The organism is Allosphingosinicella sp. (assembly GCF_059502505.1).
This window is the reverse complement of record NZ_JCACEU010000019.1, coordinates 62,974-75,717: the sequence shown is the minus strand read 5'-3', so window position 1 is coordinate 75,717 and position 12,744 is coordinate 62,974. Positions and strand designations below refer to the sequence as shown.

General features: G+C 67.4%; 16 protein-coding genes. 6 read left to right on the top strand and 10 right to left on the bottom strand.

The features are described 5' to 3' along the window. Window positions 1–5: 5 nt before the first annotated feature. Window positions 6–536 carry a DOMON-like domain-containing protein gene (locus AC5JBD_RS12780; protein WP_495722198.1) on the bottom strand — a complete coding sequence of 177 codons (531 nt, stop codon included), beginning with the start codon at window positions 534–536 and terminating at the stop codon, window positions 6–8. Between the two features lie 101 nt (window positions 537–637). On the opposite strand from AC5JBD_RS12780, the gene AC5JBD_RS12775 reads away from it, so the two are divergent. Continuing rightward, window positions 638–2,284 carry a hypothetical protein gene (locus AC5JBD_RS12775; RefSeq protein WP_495722197.1) on the top strand — a complete coding sequence of 549 codons (1,647 nt, stop codon included), beginning with the start codon at window positions 638–640 and terminating at the stop codon, window positions 2,282–2,284. Here AC5JBD_RS12775 and AC5JBD_RS12770 read toward each other — a convergent pair. The 6 genes from AC5JBD_RS12770 to AC5JBD_RS12745 form a co-directional block, all read right to left on the bottom strand. Beyond that, complete coding sequence (locus tag AC5JBD_RS12770) at window positions 2,281–2,742, bottom strand: YaiI/YqxD family protein (protein ID WP_495722196.1); 462 nt, start codon at window positions 2,740–2,742, stop codon at window positions 2,281–2,283. The genes AC5JBD_RS12775 and AC5JBD_RS12770 overlap by 4 nt on opposite strands. Next, window positions 2,742–4,436, bottom strand: a complete 1,695-nt coding sequence (locus AC5JBD_RS12765; RefSeq protein WP_495722195.1) for a DEAD/DEAH box helicase — start codon at window positions 4,434–4,436, stop codon at window positions 2,742–2,744. The genes AC5JBD_RS12770 and AC5JBD_RS12765 overlap by 1 nt, the downstream gene beginning before the upstream one ends. Window positions 4,437–4,489: 53 nt before the next feature. Further along, window positions 4,490–4,843 (bottom strand): YbaN family protein, encoded by a 354-nt coding sequence (locus AC5JBD_RS12760; RefSeq protein ID WP_495722194.1) that lies wholly within the window; start codon window positions 4,841–4,843, stop codon window positions 4,490–4,492. A 78-nt stretch (window positions 4,844–4,921) separates the two neighbouring features. Further along, the gene (gene rplL, locus AC5JBD_RS12755; protein WP_495722193.1) at window positions 4,922–5,299 is read right to left on the bottom strand and encodes a 50S ribosomal protein L7/L12; all 378 of its coding nucleotides are present in this window, start codon (window positions 5,297–5,299) and stop codon (window positions 4,922–4,924) included. Window positions 5,300–5,339: 40 nt separating this feature from the next. Continuing rightward, window positions 5,340–5,855 carry a 50S ribosomal protein L10 gene (gene rplJ / locus AC5JBD_RS12750; protein WP_495722192.1) on the bottom strand — a complete coding sequence of 172 codons (516 nt, stop codon included), beginning with the start codon at window positions 5,853–5,855 and terminating at the stop codon, window positions 5,340–5,342. Window positions 5,856–6,135: 280 nt separating this feature from the next. Further along, window positions 6,136–6,906: a glutaredoxin family protein gene (locus AC5JBD_RS12745; protein WP_495722191.1), complete on the bottom strand. Its 771-nt coding sequence runs from the start codon at window positions 6,904–6,906 to the stop codon at window positions 6,136–6,138. Between the two features lie 89 nt (window positions 6,907–6,995). Here AC5JBD_RS12745 and AC5JBD_RS12740 point away from each other — a divergent pair, with 89 nt between their 5' ends. Then, entirely contained in the window at window positions 6,996–7,271 is a 276-nt protein-coding gene (locus AC5JBD_RS12740) for a metal-sensitive transcriptional regulator (protein ID WP_495722190.1), read from the top strand. Further along, window positions 7,268–8,665 carry a hypothetical protein gene (locus AC5JBD_RS12735; RefSeq protein ID WP_495722189.1) on the top strand — a complete coding sequence of 466 codons (1,398 nt, stop codon included), beginning with the start codon at window positions 7,268–7,270 and terminating at the stop codon, window positions 8,663–8,665. Before AC5JBD_RS12740 ends, AC5JBD_RS12735 begins: the two co-directional genes overlap by 4 nt. A gap of 32 nt (window positions 8,666–8,697) precedes the next feature. On the opposite strand, the gene AC5JBD_RS12730 is transcribed toward AC5JBD_RS12735, so the two are convergent. Both AC5JBD_RS12730 and AC5JBD_RS12725 read right to left on the bottom strand, forming a co-directional pair. Next, entirely contained in the window at window positions 8,698–9,111 is a 414-nt protein-coding gene (locus AC5JBD_RS12730; protein WP_495722188.1) for a hypothetical protein, read from the bottom strand. A gap of 111 nt (window positions 9,112–9,222) precedes the next feature. Further along, on the bottom strand, window positions 9,223–9,381 hold the full coding sequence (locus AC5JBD_RS12725; protein ID WP_495722187.1) for a hypothetical protein: 159 nt from the start codon (window positions 9,379–9,381) through the stop codon (window positions 9,223–9,225). Between the two features lie 328 nt (window positions 9,382–9,709). Here AC5JBD_RS12725 and AC5JBD_RS12720 point away from each other — a divergent pair, with 328 nt between their 5' ends. The 3 genes from AC5JBD_RS12720 (at window position 9,710) to AC5JBD_RS12710 (ending at window position 12,042) form a co-directional block, all read left to right on the top strand. Then, a complete protein-coding gene (locus tag AC5JBD_RS12720; protein WP_495722186.1) occupies window positions 9,710–10,855 on the top strand; it encodes a sensor histidine kinase in 1,146 nt (381 codons plus the stop codon). Between the two features lie 78 nt (window positions 10,856–10,933). Continuing rightward, window positions 10,934–11,689, top strand: a complete 756-nt coding sequence (locus tag AC5JBD_RS12715) for a LytR/AlgR family response regulator transcription factor (protein ID WP_495722185.1) — start codon at window positions 10,934–10,936, stop codon at window positions 11,687–11,689. Window positions 11,690–11,724: 35 nt separating this feature from the next. Next, a complete protein-coding gene (locus AC5JBD_RS12710) occupies window positions 11,725–12,042 on the top strand; it encodes a hypothetical protein (RefSeq protein WP_495722184.1) in 318 nt (105 codons plus the stop codon). A 159-nt stretch (window positions 12,043–12,201) separates the two neighbouring features. Here AC5JBD_RS12710 and AC5JBD_RS12705 read toward each other — a convergent pair whose 3' ends face one another. Continuing rightward, on the bottom strand, window positions 12,202–12,630 hold the full coding sequence (locus AC5JBD_RS12705; RefSeq protein ID WP_495722183.1) for a VOC family protein: 429 nt from the start codon (window positions 12,628–12,630) through the stop codon (window positions 12,202–12,204). Between the last annotated feature and the right edge of the window lie 114 nt (window positions 12,631–12,744).

Here is a 12,744-nt window from a genome sequence, read left to right as displayed (position 1 = left end):
GACGCTCACGCTATCGCAGGAAGGTGGAGGACGAAGCCATCGTCATGGTGGAAGTCCGCCTTACCCCGCGGATGCGCCAGCGCCCAATAGGATTTGCGCCCGCTCGTCTCCTCGACGATCGTGGTGATGTTGAGCTGCCACGGTGCCTGCGCCGGCAGATCGAGCAGGCACGCCGCCCGCAGCTCGTAAACACCCTCGCCGCGCCGCGTCTCGAACCGCAAAGGCGCCGGCTCCAGGTCCGACCGGCCGCCGCGATAGCGGGCGAAGCGATAGGCCGCCCACTCACCCGAGGGCGCGAAGTTGAGTTCCAGATAGGTGTCACTTTCCGGCTCGCGGATGAATGCCTCGAAGCAGCTATGCTGCCAAAGCTCCTCGCCGCGTCGGGGCTCCGCAAAGGCGGGCAGCCGCACCGCGTCCACGTTGCCGCTGAGAAGATAGCGCAGCTCCAGCACGCTTTCGCGGCGCACGACCTCGGCCCCGATCTGGGTCACGGCGTCGCATTTGTCGTCCGGGTGGAGCTTCAGCGTCTGCAACATCGCCCGCGCGGTAGCATCGCCCAGAGCGCCGCGCGACAAATTCCCGCTTGCGCCTACTGCTACAATGGTAGCATGCTACGTTTGTAGCAGGGGAGATGCTCGTGAACGTGAAAAACCTATTCCTGGCGGCGGCGCTGCTGGCCCTCGGACAGCCCGCTTTCGCACAGACCCAGTCGCCACCCGTCGCCGAAGTCACCGCCGAGCAATGGCGCGAGGACCTGCGCTTCATGGCGGCCGAGATGGAGCGCCGCCACGCGAACCTCTACCACACGGTCTCGCGCGAACGCTTCGCCGCGGCAGTCGCCGATCTCGACGCCCGCATCCCCGGCCTGCAGCGCAACCAGATCATCGTCGGCATGATGCGCATCGCCGCCATGGTCGGCGACGGCCACACCCGCATCGACCCGCGCAAGGACCCGCGCTTCGGCTTCCGGTCGCTGCCGCTGAAGCTCTATCTGTTCGAGGACGGCCTCTACGTGCGCGCTGCGGCGCCGGAACATGCCGCCCTGGTCGGCGCGAAGGTCGAGGCGATCGGCGGCGTGCCGGTCGAGGAGGCGATCCGCCGCGCCGCCGCGATCAGCTCGCGAGACAACGAGATCGGACCGAAGCTGTTCGTGCCGCTCTACCTCGCCATGCCCGACCTCCTCCACGCGCTGGAGCTCGGCACGAGCCGCGAGGCCGCGACGCTGAAGCTGCGCAAGGGCAAGCGCGTTTGGACCGCCACCGTCCCGTCGGGCGCCGTCGACCCGATCTGGCCGCCCGACACCGACATCTCACTGATGACGCCGGAAGGCTGGGTGGACGCCAGCACTGCGCCCAAGCCCCTCTGGCTCCAGGCGCCGCTCGATTATCACCGCCTCGTCGAGCTTCCGGAGCAGAAGGCGCTCTATGCCCAGCTCAACATGGTCACCAATATCGCCGGCCAGTCACTCACCGAATATGGCGAAAAGATCGGCGCGCGCGCCCGCGCCGCCAATCCGCGCGCGCTCATCCTCGACCTCCGGCTCAATCAGGGCGGCGGCGGCCACCTGCGCAACGGCCTCGTGCGCGAGCTCATCAGGGCCGAGGACGAGGACACGCGCCTGTTCGTGCTCACCTGGCGCGGCACCTTCTCGGCCAGCCAGTTCATCCTCGACGATCTCGACCGGCTGAGCGACGCAATCATCATCGGCGAGCCGGCCAGTTCCAAGCCGAGCTCGTTCGGCGACGCCTACCGCATCGGCATGCCGAACAGCGGCATCCATATCCGCTCGTCCATCTACTATTGGCAACAAGGCCAGAACAAAGACCCCTGGACCTGGGTGGATGTCGCGACGCCGCTGACCTTCGCCGATTATGTCGCCGGGCGCGATCCCGCGCTCGAGGCAGCGCTGAACTACGTGCCGCAGCCGCCACTTCAGGAGCAGCTCATCGCCGCCTCGAAGGCGGGAGGACCGGCGGCGGTGCGCGAGGCGCTCCACAAATATCGCACCGACCCCGCCCATCTTTACGCCAACCTGACTCTGCAGATCCCGCGCGCGGCCGAAATGCTGTGGAACGGCAAGCACCCGGAGGCGGCGCTGGCCGCGGCGGAATATGGCGTCGAGCAGTTCCCCGACAATGTCGATGCCTGGAACGTCCTCGCCCACCTCGCCGAAGCGGCCAAGCGGACCGATATCGCCCGCAAGGCCGGGGCGCGGGTGCTGGAGCTGGATCCCAACAGCCGCACCGCCCGCGCGCTGATGGAGCGGCTGGCGGCGACCAGCTAGGCCCGGCGCTTCAGCCGCACCAGCGCCTCGTCGAGCGCGGAGAGGAAGCGGGAGCGGTCGGCCTTGGCGAAGGGCGGCGGGCCGCCGATCCCCTCGCCCATGCCGGCGCGGAGGTCGGCCATGATCGCGCGCGTCGCCACGGCCGCGCCGATCGAGCTGGCGGTGAACGGCTTGCCGTTCGGCGCGATCACCGCCGCGCCGGCCTTGATGCAGCGGTCGGCGAGCAGGATGTCGGCAGTCACCACCACCGTCGCCGGCCCCGCGGCCTCGGCGATCCAGTCGTCGGCCGCGTCGAACCCCGCCCCGACCACGACCCGCTCGATCAGCGGATGCGGCGGCACCCGCAAATGGCTGTTGCTGACGATCGCGACCGACACCTCGTGACGGAAGGCGACCTTGTAGATCTCCTCCTTCACCGGACAGGCGTCCGCATCGACCAGGATGCGAGCCGCCGCCATCAATTGCGCGCGGGCTTGGCCCGATAGGGCTTCGCCTTGTGGCGCGCGGGCGGCGGACCGGCGCGGCGATTGGCCTTGGCGGCGTCGCGCGGCGTGCCCTGCACGGCTTCGATGCGGATACCTCCCTCGCCGGAAGGATCGCCGCCCTGCGTGCGTTTCACCGCATCGGCGAAGCGGCCTGCGACGGAGCGCGGCACTTCGAACATCGTCTCGTTTGCGGCGATGCGGATCGCGCCGATCGCGTCCTTGGTGATGTGACCGCGCCGGCACAGCAGCGGCAGCAGCCAGCGCGGATCGGCATTGTGCCGCCGGCCGATGTCCATCCGGAACCAGATCGTGTCCTCAAAGCCCTGGCGTGGACCCTCCTGCCGCTGCGGGCTGTCGCTCTGCTCGAGCATCTCCTCGGGCGCCGGCATCTTCGCGCGATGGGCCCGCACCAGAGCGGCGGCGAGCTCCTCGGGCGAGCGCTCGGCGAGCAGCCGCTGGGCGAGCTCCCGATCCTCCTCGTCCACCTCGACCGGCTCCAGCAGGGTGGCGAGCAGCCGCTCGCGATCGTTGCGGCGGATATCCTCCGGCGTCGGCGGCTTGATCCACTCGGCGGCGATGCGGGCGCCGCGCAGCATCATGTCGACGCGCTTGCGGCGCGGATAGGGCACGATCAGCACCGCCGTGCCCTTCTTGCCCGCCCGCCCCGTGCGGCCGGACCGGTGCTGGAGCGTCTCGGCATCGCGCGGCAGTTCGACGTGGACGACGAGGCTGAGCGTCGGCAGGTCGATCCCGCGCGCGGCGACGTCGGTAGCGACGCAGACCCGCGCCCTGCGATCGCGCAATGCCTGCAGCGCCGCGTTGCGCTCGTTCTGGCTGTGCTCGCCGGACAGAGCGACGGCGTCGAAGCCGCGCTCGATCAGGCTGGCATGGAGCCGCCGGACATTGTCCCGCGTCGCGCAGAACAGCATCGCCGTTTCCGCGTCGTGGAGGCGGAGGATGTTGACGACGGCATTTTCAATGTCGGCCGGCGCCACCGCCATCGCCTGATAGCTGATGTCGCCATGGCCGCGATCCTCGCCGACCGTGGAGATGCGCAGCGCGTCCTTCTGGTAGCGCTTGGCGAGCGCGACGATGGGCTTCGGCATCGTCGCGGAAAAGAGCAGGGTCCGCCGCTCCTGCGGCGTCGCGTCGAGTATCTCCTCGAGATCCTCGCGGAAGCCCATGTCGAGCATCTCGTCGGCCTCGTCGAGCACGGCCACACGCAACGCAGAGAGGTCCAGCGCGCCCCGCTCCAGATGGTCGCGCAGCCGTCCCGGCGTGCCGACGACGATGTGCGCGCCCTGCGCCAGGTTGCGGCGCTCCTTGGACGCGTCCATGCCGCCGACGCAGGTCGCGATCCGCGCCCCCGCCTTGCCGTAGAGCCAGATCAGCTCGCGGCTGACCTGCAGCGCCAGCTCGCGTGTCGGTGCGATCACCAGCGCCAGCGGCTCGCGGATGAACGGCAGGCTGCCGTTCGCTTGCAGGAGCTGCGGCGCCATGGCGAGGCCGAAGGCGACGGTCTTGCCCGAACCGGTCTGGGCGGAGACGACAAGATCCCTCCCCTCCGCCTCATCTTCGAGGACGGCGGCCTGGACCGGCGTCGGCGCGGCATAGCCACGGGCGGTGAGTGCTTCGGCGAGAAGCGGCGGCAGCGAATCGAATGGCATATGCGTCCAGATTGGGCGGCGGCGCCGTAACGGCAAGGCGGCCGGGGAAAGAACTAGGATTCGGGGCGGGTCACGATCCAGCTGCCGCCGATCAGGGCGGCAGCGATCGGCACCAGCGACCAGGGCAGATCGAGCAGCAGCAGGCCGATCAGGGCGCTCGCCCCGAAGGCCAGCAGCGCCGCGCGCTTGCCCTTGCGGCTGATCGCGCCGCGCGTCCGCCAGGCCAAGATGTGCGGGCCGAGCTTCGGGTGGTCGAGCAGCCGCGCCTCCAGCCGCGGGCTGGAACGGGCGAAGCAGAAGGCCGCCAGGATCACGAACGGGACGGTCGGCAGCAACGGCAGGAACAGTCCGATCCCGCCGAGCAGCAGCGAGATCACGCCCGCCGCGAGATAAGCCGCCCTGATCATCCGCCCATCAAAGCAAAAGGGCGGCCCCATGAGGAGCCGCCCCTTCTCGACATCGGGATCGCAGAGGATCCCGAAATCTTACTTGAGCTCGACAGTGGCGCCGGCTTCCTCGAGGCGCTTCTTGAGCTCCTCGGCTTCGGCCTTGTTGACGCCTTCCTTGACGGGCTTCGGAGCGCCTTCGACCAGCGCCTTGGCTTCGCCGAGGCCGAGCGCGGTGATCGCACGCACTTCCTTGATGACGTTGATCTTCTTGCCGCCGTCATTGACGAGGATCACGTCGAACTCGGTCTTCTCTTCGACCGGGGCCGCAGCGGCGCCGCCACCGGCCGGGCCGGCAACCGCGACAGCAGCGGCGGCGGAAACGCCCCACTTCTCTTCGAGGGCCTTGGCGAGGTCGGCGGCTTCGAGGACGGTCAGCTCGCTGAGCTGATCGACGAGGGACTGGATGTCTGCCATTTTCAAATCTCCAAAAGGTTCAATTCAGATCAGGTTGTAATCAGGCGTCTTCTTTGGCCGCATAAGCGCCAAAGACACGCGCCAGCATCGCGCCCGGCTCGTTGATGGTGCGGGCGATCTTCGATGCAGGGGCCTGGATAAGGCCGATGATCGTCGCGCGCAGTTCATCGAGAGACGGAAGCTCGGCGAGCGCCTTCACTCCGTTAGCGTCGAGAAGCGTGTCGCCCATCGCGCCGCCGACGATCTCGAACCTGTCGGTCGTCTTGGCGAAATCCACGGCGACCTTGGCGGCCGCCACCGGATCCTGCGATGTCGCGAGCGCCGTCGGCCCCGTCAGCATTTCGCTGATCGGTGCATACGTCGTGCCCTCGACGGCAATCAGAGCGAGCGTGTTCTTCGACACCTTGTAGCTGGCGCCCGCGTCGCGCATCCGGATCCGCAGGGCGGTGGACTGGGCCACCGTCATGCCGAGATTGCGGGTGATCACGACCACCGCAGTCTCGTTGAACGTCTGCTTCAGCTGGGCGACCTGCTCTTTCTTTTGAGCTCGATCCATGCCTTGCACTCCAAACAGCCCCGCGGAACGCCCGCGAGGCAGGTGATTGACGCCCGCAGAGGCAAGCCTCGACGGGAGCCGGATTGTCCGAGGGGAGCGCTGCCAACCTGATCATGTCAGGCAGACCCGGAGCCATCGCACTGGCGAGCCGGTAAAACTCTTCCCCGTCTAGGCGGGAGATTAAGACCGGAAAATCCGGTCACCCACTGTCTCGGACGGACCGCGCGAAGCCAGAGGCTCCCGCGGGATGGGCGGCCCCTAAAGCAATCCGCCGGCAATCTCAACCCAAAGCTTGGTGCCGCACCAGCATCCACAAAGCCATTGCGATCATGAACAGATTTTCCGTCAGAGAGACGAAGCCCAAAGGCACGTTGCTGCCGCCGCCGACGCAGGCGCATTTGAGGGTGCGCTTATCGACATAGACCGCCTTGAACACCGACACCGCTCCGATCGTGCCGATGAAGAGGGCGACCGGCACCGACAGCCACATCAGGGCGCCTGCGACCATCAGCACGCCGGCCAGCAGCTCGGCGAACGGATAGACATAGGAATAAGGAACCCACCGCCGCGCCAGGAGGTCGTAGTTCAGGAACATGCTGGAGAAGCTCTCGATGTCCTGCAGCTTCAGCAGCGCCAGGATGCACATGCTGAAGGCCACGAACCATTCACCGGCCTCGACCGTGAACAGCGCGCCGAGCGCTGCCCAGCTCGCCCCCAGCGCCATCAGCGCGGCCACCGCGAACACCGCCACCACCGGCCGATAGGTCACCCCCGCGGGATCGCGGACGCGCTTGCCGAAATGACGCCTGAGATCGTCATAGCCGCCGACCCGCGCCGCGCCGATGAACGTCTGCGGCGTCGTCTTCACGCCATGCTCCGCCTTGAAAGCGTCGGTCTCCTCGCGCGTCGTCAGCCAGCGATCGTCGACCTCGAAGCCCCGCCGGCGCAACAGATCGAGCGCCTTCAGCCCGTACGGACAGACATGACCCGGCATCACCATCCGGTAGAGGATCGCCTTCTCGGTCGTTGGGAAAGTGGTCGCGTCTGCCATAACTGCCTCTGTGTGGTATACCCCATGTGGGTATGTTGACATATACCCTGCGGGGGTATAGTTCAACCCGCACCACCCGGAGCCAGGACGTGAAACGCGAGAACAAGGACAAGTTGCTCAACCGCCTCAGCCGCATCGAAGGCCAGGTGCGCGGCGTCGCCCGCATGGTCGAGGAGGACCGCTACTGCATCGATGTGATGACGCAGCTCCAGGCAGTCCGCGCCGCCCTCAGCCGCGTGGAATCGGAGATGCTGAAGGACCATCTCGGCCATTGCGTGGAAGCTGCCATCGTCAGTGGCGATCCGGGCGAGCAGCGCCAGAAGGTCAACGAGCTGATCCAGCTCCTCGAGAGGACCAACAAGTGAAGGCCCTTCTCCTCGCCGGCGGCGCTCTATTTATCGCCGCCTCTCCGGCGCACGCCCAGCATCAGGATCATGGCCACGCCGCTCCGGCCGAGGCACCTGCGCCCGAGCAGGATCATTCCAGCCACCAGACCGAGGCCCAACAGGATCACTCGGCGCATCATGCCGAGCCTGGGCAGGATCACTCGGCGCATCAGGCCGCGCAGGACCATGCGGCCCACCAATCCGGTGGTCATCACGAGATGCGCGGCGCCCTCGGCCCCTATCCGATGAGCCGCGAGGCCTCGGGCACCGCCTGGCAGCCGGACGTCTCCGAACATGGCGGCATCCACGCCACGAGCGGCGACTGGAGCCTGATGGGCCATGCCCTCCTCAACGGCGTCTACAGCTGGCAGGAAGCGCCGCGCGGCGACGAGAAGGTCTTTCTCTCCGGCATGCTGATGGGCAGCGCCCGCCGCAACTTCGCCGACGGCAACGCGCTTCAGCTCCGCGCCATGCTCAGCCCCGACCCGCTGATGGGCCGGCGCGGCTATCCCCTCCTGCTCGCCGCCGGCGAAACCGCAGACGGCGTTACGCCGCTGATCGACCGCCAGCACCCGCACGACTTCTTCATGGAGCTGTCCGCCAGCTACAGCGTCCGCCTGTCGGACCGATCGAGCCTGTTCCTCTATGGCGGCCTACCCGGCGAGCCCGCCTTCGGCCCGCCCGCCTTCATGCACCGCCTCTCGATCATGGACTCGCCGGAGGCGCCGATCACCCATCACTGGCTCGATTCCACCCACATCACCTTCGGCGTGCTGACCGCCGGAGTCGTCCTCGACCGCTTCAAGCTCGAAGCCTCCCGCTTCAACGGTCGCGAGCCAGACGAGAAGCGCTGGAACATCGAGACCGGGCCGCTGGACTCCACCTCCGTCCGCCTCTCATGGAATCCGCTGCGTACCCTCTCGCTCCAAGCGAGCTGGGCCGACCTCAAGACTCCCGAGCAGCTGGAGCCGGACGAGGATGAGGAACGCTGGTCGGCAAGCGCGATCCACACCCTCCCCCTCCCCCGTGGCTGGTGGTCGACCACCGCCGCCTTTGCGCGGCGCTCGTCCGATCATGAGGATCTCGACGCCTGGATGCTGGAAAGCGCCGTTCGCCGCGACGCGTGGACAATCTTCGGCCGCGCCGAGATGATCGAGACCAACGAGCTGGTGCGGGTCGGCAACCATCACGGCCCGACCTACCGCGTCGGCAAGGTCTCGCTCGGCGCGGTCCACGATTTCGAGGTGGCGGAGAATGTGAAGCTAGGCCTCGGCGGCCTCTATGCCTTCAACTTCGTCCCCGGCGCGCTGGAGCCGAGCTACCGCGGCGACCCGGCCGGCGCGATGGCCTTCGTCCGCCTCAAGATCGACTAGGCCCTCTCCCCGCCGGGGAGAGGGAGAAAGCCTCAATGCGCCTCTTCGGCGTGGTGCGCATCCGCGCCGTCCGCCTTGGCGCCCCATGACCGCTCGGTCAGGTCCTTGCCGGCGCAGCTATATTCATGGTGCGTCTCACCCTCGCCCCACGGCGTGCTGGCATAGGTGCGATATTCCTTCTCGGATATCTTGATCACCTCGGCGCCATGCTCGTGCGCCAGCGCTTCGAGGCGCGCCTTGCAGGCTTCCTTGCTGTCGAACGACTTGACCGGCTCGGCGAGAGCGAGCCGCTCGATCTCGGCCGGCGCGGCGTGGTGCTCGACCTCCGGCCCCGGCCCGCCCAGCAGCGACGCCCGCGAGCAGGCTGCCAGGATCAGGAAGGCCGCCGGTGCGGCTCGCAGCGCCCGGCGGCGGCTGTTGCTGGATGCGGCAAAGCGATCGTCCATGAGCTTTCCCCCTGAGGCCTGTGGCGGTGGACGCACGTTACCATGCGCTCCACCGCCTTTGAAGCAGGCACGTCCCCCCGAGGACGCTCCCATTGCCTGCCGCCGATCGGGTCAGCTTCCTTGCGTCGTCCCGCTCTTGGCGACCGCGGCCGCCGCGGCCAGCTCGGCACGATCGACCGCGCGCTGGATGTCGTCGGCGCTCGCGGCCGGCGGCAGCTGCTGGCCGCAGGCGGCGAGCAGCAAGGCGAAAGGCAGTGCAATCCGGGCCATGATCAATCCCCTTGTGCTCGGCGTCAGACCCAGAACAGGAACAGGCCCGCGAAGGCGCCGCTCATGAACGGCGTCATCCAGCTCGTCTTCGCCTTCTTGAGGAAGGTATCGATCCTCTGAACTGCTTCCATGACGACCTCCATCTGCCGGTGTGCTTGATGATGCTTCACCACAGGCCGCTGCGGCCCGCACCACTGCTGCGATCAAGGCAGCGAAGCCCTCGACCAGCGCGCGCATGCAGTTTCGTCGCAGGAATCGACATGATCGTCCCGCCGCACTGGCAATACGCGCGACCCGGTGGGCAGCCTCTCCCTCTGGAGGGGCGCGAATGTTGATGGCGAGCGACGGCCTGTCGCGTTATGGGCGGACCTGGTCCGTTTTCGATCGAGGCATCTCCGCCTTCATGCCTTCCAATCGCTCCCACGTACGCTGGACGGAAGCGCTGCTGCTGACCTCGGCGCTGTGGCTGTTCATGCTGCTCATCTTCATGCCGCGCATCATCCAGCGCCACGGCAGCGACATCGGCAGCATCTTTCTCGACAGCTCGACGATCGTCGTCTCGATCCTGTTCGGGATGCTGCTGTTCGCGGTGTTCAACGCGACGATTACCCTGACCATCGGCAGGCGGTTCGCGGCCTTGCTCGCCGCCACCATCGCGACCGCCTTCGTCCAGACCATGTTCGACCTGGTCTTCGCCGGCTGGGTGGCCGCGAACATCCAGGAGAGCTGGTACAATCTCGAGCGCTACCTCAACCAGGCCTACGAGAAATACTTCCGCTACCTGCTCGTCTACATGGTCAACGTCGCGCTGTTCCAGCTCACCTCCGCCCGCCGCCGCGAATTCATCCAGGACCGGCAGCTGAGCGACGCCCGCGCCGCCGCCCAGCAGGCGCAGCTGACGGCGCTCCGCTACCAGCTCAACCCGCACTTCCTGTTCAACTCGCTGAACTCGATCTCCGCGCTCATCGTCACCCATCGCAACGAGGATGCGGAGAAGATGACCGAGAAGCTGTCCAGCTTCCTGCGCAACTCGCTTTCGGCGGACCCTGCCCGCCTGGTTCCGCTCGAGGAGGAATTGTCGCTGATCGAGGAATATCTCGACATCGAGGGCGTCCGCTTCGGCGAGCGTCTCGACGTCGAGATCGACTGCGAATCCGACGCCGGCGCCGCCCTCGTCCCGAGCTTCATCGTCCAGCCCCTGGTCGAGAATGCGATCAAGCACGGTGTCGCCCCCTCGCGCGATCCGGTCCGCATCCGCATCGGCGCCGAGGTTACCGGCAAGGATCTGTGCATCGAGGTCGAGAACGGAACCTCGCCCCTGCTGGACGAGCCGAGCTTCGGCGCCGGCGTCGGCCTGAAGAACATCCGGCGGCGTCTCCAGGCGGTCTACGGCAAGCGCGCCAGCCTGGATATCGAGCAATTGCCGAACCGCTACCGCGCCCGGATCTGCATCCCCGAGGTGCAGCGCGGTTGACGCGGATGTTGACGAATGCTCTCGCTTCGCGCCTATGTCGGGTGCCGTTGTCCGGCGCCTGAATGGGGATTGGGTGAGATGCGCGTATTGCTGGTCGACGATGAAGCGCTGGCGCTCGATCGCCTGCGCACCTTCTTCGCGGACATCGACGGCGCCGAGGTGGTCGGCCAGGCCCGCGACGGCGACGAGGCTCTGGCCGAAATCCAGCGGCTGAAGCCCGACCTCGTCTTCTTCGACATCCAGATGCCGGGCAAGAACGGCCTCCGCGCCGCCGCCGACATCGACATCGAGCCGCGGCCCGAGATCGTGTTCGTCACCGCTCACGAACATTATGCCCCCGACGCGTTCGAGGTCGACGCTGCCGATTATCTGCTGAAGCCGGTCCGCTTTGAGCGCCTCCGCCACGCCGTCGACCGCGCCCGGCGCCGCCGCTCGCTGCGCGAGGCGGCCGAACGCGCCGACCAGCTCGAGGAGCGGCTCGCCTCGCTGAAGCCGCAGAGCTCGCAGAATGAGGGTTTCTGGGTGCCGGAGCGGAACGGCCGCCGCTGGGTGCCGATCGACAGCATCGACTGGATCGAGGCGGCGCGCGACTATGTGCTACTCCACACCAATGTGCGCAGCCACCTGCTCCGCATCACCATGGCGTCGCTGGAGGAGAAGCTGGCGGGCTCGCCGCTGCTGCGCGTGCACCGCTCCGCCTTCGTCAGGCCGGACAAGGTGTCGGAGGTGAAGCGGGAGAACCGCTCGCTGGTGCTGGTGCTCGCCGACGGCGCGAACGTCCAAGTTGGCCCGAGCTACGTGCGGGCGGTAAAGGACGCGCTCGAGTTCGACTGAACCCGGCCGTACAAGGCCGACCAGCCGGAGCTGCATTGCGCGCCGGCCTTCGCCCCGAACAGGCCGTGGGCGGGGCAGCAGCAGGGGCCGTGTTCGGCGGTATGCGGTGGATTGGCGGCAGCGCCTGGGACGCCTTCGCCGAAAATGGACGCTTCACTCATCATCTTTACTCAACAAGGGGTGGCGATGCCGATCAGAACATGATCGGCATCGACGTCGCCGCAGTCACCAGCATCGTGCTCACGAACAGAGCCGCGACGCAGGTCGAGACGGTACGGAACATTTCCGCGTTCATCTTTCATCCCTTTCGCATTTTCCCCGACTCGCCGATCGAGCCGCTGCCGTCCCCCTAATGCGGCCGCCTGCGCCGCTCAGCGCACGTTCGATGGATGCGGGGCGCGAGTCGACGGAGGCGGGCCTGGTCCGACAAACGCCGTGTCCCGCGCGACGAAGGCGCGCGCGGAATGAACTCCCGCCTATGCCGTGGAAGTGACGGACGCTCCGAAGCGTGGCTAGAAGGTGATCTTCACCGAAGGCGCGCTTCGATCCGCTTCGCCATGATGGACGGCCTCAATATTGTTGCCGTCGGGATCGAGCAGGAAAGCGGCGTAATAGCCGGGATGATAGGGCCGCTCGCCGGGGCCGCCATTGTCGGTGCCGCCATTGGCGAGCCCAGCCCGGTGGAACGCATCGACCGCCGCCCGGTCCTTCGCCTGGAATGCGAGATGGTGGCGCCCGGTCAGCCGCCCCTGCGCCGCCGCGCTGTCGGCAGACGAGACGAACAGCTCGTCCACCCAGAAATAATCCTCGGCCGCGCCGCCGATCGGCATTTCGAGAACCGCCAGCACCGCCTCATAGAAGCGGCGGCTGGCAGCGAGGTCGGCGACCACCAGCTGGATGTGATCGATCAGCCGCCCGCGATGGAGCTCCTGCGTTTCCACGACGATCTTCTCCCAGGCGCCCGCGCGGGCGCGACGCCCTAGAAGATGATCGCGACGACGATGACGAGAAGAATGAGAGCGCCGATGCTGATCGTGACGTTGCGGCCCATGATG

Bases quoted from the DNA above. Each gene is read 5' to 3' on its own strand.
- AC5JBD_RS12780 (WP_495722198.1), bottom strand. From the start codon at position 536: ATGTTGCAGACGCTGAAGCTCCACCCGGACGACAAATGCGACGCCGTG.
- AC5JBD_RS12770 (WP_495722196.1), bottom strand. From the start codon at position 2,742: ATGGCGGCGGCTCGCATCCTGGTCGATGCGGACGCCTGTCCGGTGAAG.
- AC5JBD_RS12765 (WP_495722195.1), bottom strand. From the start codon at position 4,436: ATGCCATTCGATTCGCTGCCGCCGCTTCTCGCCGAAGCACTCACCGCC.
- AC5JBD_RS12760 (WP_495722194.1), bottom strand. From the start codon at position 4,843: ATGATCAGGGCGGCTTATCTCGCGGCGGGCGTGATCTCGCTGCTGCTC.
- rplL (WP_495722193.1), bottom strand. From the start codon at position 5,299: ATGGCAGACATCCAGTCCCTCGTCGATCAGCTCAGCGAGCTGACCGTC.
- rplJ (WP_495722192.1), bottom strand. From the start codon at position 5,855: ATGGATCGAGCTCAAAAGAAAGAGCAGGTCGCCCAGCTGAAGCAGACG.
- AC5JBD_RS12745 (WP_495722191.1), bottom strand. From the start codon at position 6,906: ATGGCAGACGCGACCACTTTCCCAACGACCGAGAAGGCGATCCTCTAC.
- AC5JBD_RS12730 (WP_495722188.1), bottom strand. From the start codon at position 9,111: ATGGACGATCGCTTTGCCGCATCCAGCAACAGCCGCCGCCGGGCGCTG.
- AC5JBD_RS12725 (WP_495722187.1), bottom strand. From the start codon at position 9,381: ATGGCCCGGATTGCACTGCCTTTCGCCTTGCTGCTCGCCGCCTGCGGC.
- AC5JBD_RS12720 (WP_495722186.1), top strand. From the start codon at position 9,710: ATGTTGATGGCGAGCGACGGCCTGTCGCGTTATGGGCGGACCTGGTCC.
- AC5JBD_RS12715 (WP_495722185.1), top strand. From the start codon at position 10,934: ATGCGCGTATTGCTGGTCGACGATGAAGCGCTGGCGCTCGATCGCCTG.